General features: G+C 33.1%; 5 protein-coding genes. All 5 read left to right on the forward strand.

Annotation, left to right across the window (positions count from 1 at the left end; all coding sequences use genetic code 11):
• Positions 1 to 1295 (forward strand): aromatic amino acid ammonia-lyase (locus VFS71_RS15210; RefSeq protein ID WP_326402293.1); only part of this gene is annotated, 1295 nt, incomplete at its 5' end.
• A gap of 108 nt (positions 1296 to 1403) precedes the next feature.
• Positions 1404 to 2135 carry a 3-oxoacyl-ACP reductase FabG gene (gene fabG, locus VFS71_RS15215; RefSeq protein ID WP_326402295.1) on the forward strand — a complete coding sequence of 244 codons (732 nt, stop codon included), beginning with the start codon at positions 1404 to 1406 and terminating at the stop codon, positions 2133 to 2135.
• 15 nt (positions 2136 to 2150) lie between these two features.
• Complete coding sequence (locus VFS71_RS15220) at positions 2151 to 3386, forward strand: beta-ketoacyl-[acyl-carrier-protein] synthase family protein (protein WP_326402296.1); 1236 nt, start codon at positions 2151 to 2153, stop codon at positions 3384 to 3386.
• On the forward strand, positions 3379 to 3630 hold the full coding sequence (locus tag VFS71_RS15225) for an acyl carrier protein (protein WP_326402298.1): 252 nt from the start codon (positions 3379 to 3381) through the stop codon (positions 3628 to 3630). The genes VFS71_RS15220 and VFS71_RS15225 overlap by 8 nt, the downstream gene beginning before the upstream one ends.
• A 61-nt stretch (positions 3631 to 3691) precedes the next feature.
• Positions 3692 to 4576 carry a lipid A biosynthesis acyltransferase gene (locus VFS71_RS15230; RefSeq protein WP_326402299.1) on the forward strand — a complete coding sequence of 295 codons (885 nt, stop codon included), beginning with the start codon at positions 3692 to 3694 and terminating at the stop codon, positions 4574 to 4576.
• The last annotated feature ends 287 nt before the right edge of the window (positions 4577 to 4863 follow it).

The raw sequence follows: 4863 nt of genomic DNA on the forward strand, positions 1-4863 counted from the left end.
TAATACGAAGTCATGCTTCCGGTACAGGAAAACCGTTGAATGCAACCTGTGTTAAAGCAGCGATTTTGGCTAGGCTAAATACACTTTCTTTAGGTAATTCTGGAGTTCATTCTTCAGTGATTCTATTGATGAAAGAATTAATTAATCGAGATATTACTCCTTTAATATTTGAACACGGTGGGGTAGGTGCCAGTGGTGATTTAGTTCAATTGGCACATTTGGCTTTGGTTCTTATTGGTGAAGGAGAGGTTTTTTATAAAGGAGAAAGAAGACCTACACAAGAGGTTTTTGCCATAGAAAAACTTGAACCTATTCAAGTTGCAATTAGAGAAGGATTGGCTTTGATGAATGGAACGTCAGTGATGACTGGAATTGGAGTTGTCAATGTACATCATGCCCATAAATTATTGGATTGGTCAATTAAATTTTCTTGTGCTATCAATGAACTTGTACAAGCTTACGATGACCATTTTTCGGAAGAACTAAACGATACAAAGCGTCATAAAGGACAGAGAGAAGTGGCTTCGAGAATGAGAACAAATCTTGAGGACAGTACTTTAATCAGAAAAAGAGAAGATCATTTATATTCTGGAGAAAATACCGAGGATGTTTTCAAAGAAAAAGTTCAGGAGTATTATTCTTTACGTTGCGTTCCTCAAATTTTGGGACCAATACTTGAAACCATAAGCAATGTTTCTTCTATTTTGGAAGAAGAATTTAATTCGGCAAATGATAATCCAATTATAGACGTGAAAAACCAACATGTATATCATGGCGGTAATTTTCATGGGGATTATATTTCGTTGGAAATGGATAAGTTGAAAATCGTAATTACCAAATTAACGATGCTTGCTGAACGTCAGTTGAATTATTTATTGAATTCAAAAATAAACGAAATCCTTCCTCCATTTGTGAATTTGGGGACTTTAGGTTTCAATTTTGGAATGCAGGGAGTACAGTTTACAGCGACTTCAACAACTGCGGAAAACCAGATGTTATCGAATCCGATGTATGTTCATAGTATTCCAAATAATAATGACAATCAGGATATTGTAAGTATGGGAACTAATGCTGCCGTGATTACATCAAAAGTTATTGAAAATGCATTTGAAGTATTGGCTATCGAATTGATCACCATTGTTCAGGCAATTGATTATTTGGAACAAAAAGACCAAATTTCATCTGTAACCAGAAAAATATATGATGATATTCGTGTCATTATTCCAAGATTCGAAAAAGATCAGGTAATGTATCCTTTTGTGCAAATGGTGAAAGATTATTTGATTAATAACTAATATTGAAATAGCTTTATATGAAATCGCCATGATTTCCAAGCGTAAAACACTAATAAAGATAATGATGGCGATACTATATATGACCGCTAAGAAATAAATTTTACATATATGAAATGTGCATTGGTAACAGGAGGTTCTAGAGGAATTGGTAACGCTATTTGTGAAAAACTTTCACAAGACAGCGATTATCATATTTTGATTAATTATTATTCCAATAAAGAAGAAGCCGAAAATACATTAGAAAGGGTAATTGCAAATGGGGCTACGGGAGAAATTCTAAAATTTGACGTCGCTAATTTTGATGAAGTAAAATCTGTATTAACAGAATGGCAAGAAGCAAATCCAGAAGCAATTGTCGAAGCGATTATAAATAACGCAGGAATTACCAAAGACGGTTTATTCATGTGGATGAGTCTGGAAGATTGGTCAAGTGTTATCAATACCAGTTTGAATGGTTTTTTTAATGTGACTAACTTTTTTATGCAAAAGATGTTACGAAATAAATACGGTCGAATAGTGAATATCGTTTCGCTTTCGGGTGTAAAAGGAACTGCAGGACAGACTAATTATTCTGCAGCAAAAGGGGCAATGGTAGCTGCAACTAAGGCTTTGGCACAAGAAGTAGCCAAAAGAAATATCACTGTGAATGCAGTGGCTCCAGGTTTTATAAGAACAAATATGACAAGTCATCTTGATGAAAAAGAGTTAATTAAAATGATTCCAGTGAATCGTTTTGGTGAAGCCGAAGAAGTTGCAGATTTAGTTAGCTTTTTAGTTTCAAAGAAATCAAGTTATATTACTGGTGAGGTTATCAATATAAATGGTGGGATTTATTCATAAATAATACAACAGAAAATGAATAAAAGAGTTGTCATCACAGGAATGGGAATTTATTCCTGTATCGGAACATCGTTAGACGAGGTAAAAGATTCATTATATCAAGGAAAATCTGGTATCTCATTTGATCCAGAAAGAAAAGAATTTGGTTTTCAATCAGCCTTGACAGGGATGGTTCCTAAACCTGATTTGAAAAATTTGCTTACCAGAAGACAAAGAATAAGTCTTGGTGAAGAAACTGAATATGCTTACATGGCAACGGTTGAAGCCTTAAGAAATGCTAATATTGACGATGCTTTCTTTGATGAAAATGAAGTTGGAATTATGTATGGGAATGATAGTGCCTCGAAATCTGTTATCGAAGCGACTGACATTATCAGAGATAAAAAAGATTCTGCGTTAATTGGTTCAGGGGCTATTTTCAAGTCCATGAATTCAACGGTTACGATGAATTTATCGACTATTTTTAAAATGAGAGGGATTAATTTAACGATTAGTGCGGCCTGTGCAAGCGGATCTCATTCTATTGGATTAGCTTATTTTTTAATTAAAAGCGGTTTTCAGGATGTAATCATCTGTGGTGGTGCACAAGAAATTAACAAATATGCCATGTGCAGTTTTGACGGTTTGGGTGTTTTTTCTCCTAGAGAAGATGAACCAACCAAAGCCTCAAGACCTTTTGATATTAATCGCGATGGTTTAATTCCTAGCGGTGGAGGAGCTACTTTGATTTTAGAATCGTATGAATCGGCGATCAAAAGGGGGGCGCCTATCTTAGCAGAAGTTGTGGGCTACGGATTCTCTTCCAATGGCGGTCACATTTCCACACCAAATGTGGAAGGTCCATCTACAGCAATGCAAAGAGCGCTTGATGAAGCAGGAATAAAAGCAAGTGATGTGGATTATATTAATGCTCACGCAACATCAACACCAGTAGGGGACGACAATGAAGCGAAAGCCATCTTTAAAGTCTTTGGTGAAAGTAATCCTTATGTGAGTTCTACAAAGTCAATGACGGGGCACGAATGCTGGATGGCTGGTGCCAGCGAAGTCATTTATTCGATATTAATGATGCAAAACGATTTCATTGCACCAAACATTAATTTGGAAACGCCAGATGAAGATGCCGCAAAATTAAATTTGGTTAAAACCACTTTAAATAAAAAATTTGACATATTTTTGTCGAATTCCTTCGGTTTTGGAGGGACGAATTCGGCATTAGTAGTTAAAAAGTATAAAAAAAATAATGAATAAAGAAGCAATCATAGAGAAGATTAATGATTTTTTAATTGATGAATTTGAGGTAGATGGAGATGATATTCAGTCAGATGCAAATTTGAAAATCACTTTGGGATTGGATAGTTTAGACTATGTAGATTTAGTTGTTTCTATTGAATCAAATTTTGGTGTAAAATTAGTTGAAGCAGATTTTGTAGGAATAGATACATTCCAAGATTTTTATGATCTAATTGAAAATAAGCTTAAAAGTAAAGCATAATTTATATTTTTTAGATGTGACAAGCATTCTAAAATCTACAATCTAAAATCCACAATTTAAAATGAGTCAATGGGATGGAAAATCTAAAGGGACTGTTTTAGGATACAAAATTTTTGTTTTTTTTATTAAAAAAGTAGGGATTAAAGCTGCTTATCTTATCCTTTATTTTGTAGCAACGTATTATTTTATTTTCCTAAAAAAAAGTAATACCTCAATCTTTTATTATTTTAGAAAAAGATTGGGGTATTCCTATTTCAAATCAAAAAGAATGGTTTTCAAAAGTTATTATACTTTTGGACAGACTATTATTGATAAAATTGCCATTGGCGCCGGATTGAAAAATAAGTTTACTTATGAACATGATGGTGGCGAAATTATTATCAAACTTTTGAAAGAAAAAAGGGGAGGAGTGCTCATTAGTGCTCATATTGGAAATTTTGAAATAGCCGAACATTTTTTTAGTGAGGTTGATGTCAATTTTCAAATAAACCTTGTTACTACCGATTTAGAGCATTCTGCCATAAAAAAATATCTCGAAAGTATTACCCAAAAACCAACAATAAATTTCATATTGATTGGTGATGATTTATCACATATATTCGAGATTAATTCGGCTCTAGCCAGAAATGAACTGGTTTGTTTCACCGGAGACAGGTATTTTGAAGGAGTAAAATCTTTAAGCGAAGAATTATTGGGCGAAGAAGCTCTTTTTCCAGCCGGACCATTTCTTATATCCTCTCGTTTAAAAGTTCCAGTGGTTTTTGTTTATGTAATGAAAGAACCCAATTTACATTATCACCTTTATACCAGAGAAGCTACCGTAAAGCATCGTGACGAAAAAGGGTTGTTGAAAGAATATACCCGAAGTGTTGAAATGATGGTAAAAAAATACCCATTGCAATGGTTCAATTATTTTGATTTCTGGAATAAAATAGATAATCAATAATTATTTAAGCACGTTTTTTTTTTTTGGTACAGATTTATGTTTTTAGCGAAAAGTATTTTATAAACCAATTTTCTTGCTTTCTAAATTGTGAATAGAAAAAAAGATGAATTCCATTTTTTATGAATTTGGTAATTTGGGAATAATTGGTTGATATTTAGTTTTTTAGTTTGTATTTTTTCTTATTTCTCATTCAATGTGTTTTTTTGTTAAGAAAGAAATAAAATAGTAATTAGGATTAATTATAAATTTTGAGTTATTTTCGTTTTTATAAAACGAACCCAAATGAA

This window comes from Flavobacterium sp., assembly GCF_035760125.1.
Classification (GTDB): Bacteria; Bacteroidota; Bacteroidia; order Flavobacteriales; family Flavobacteriaceae; genus Flavobacterium.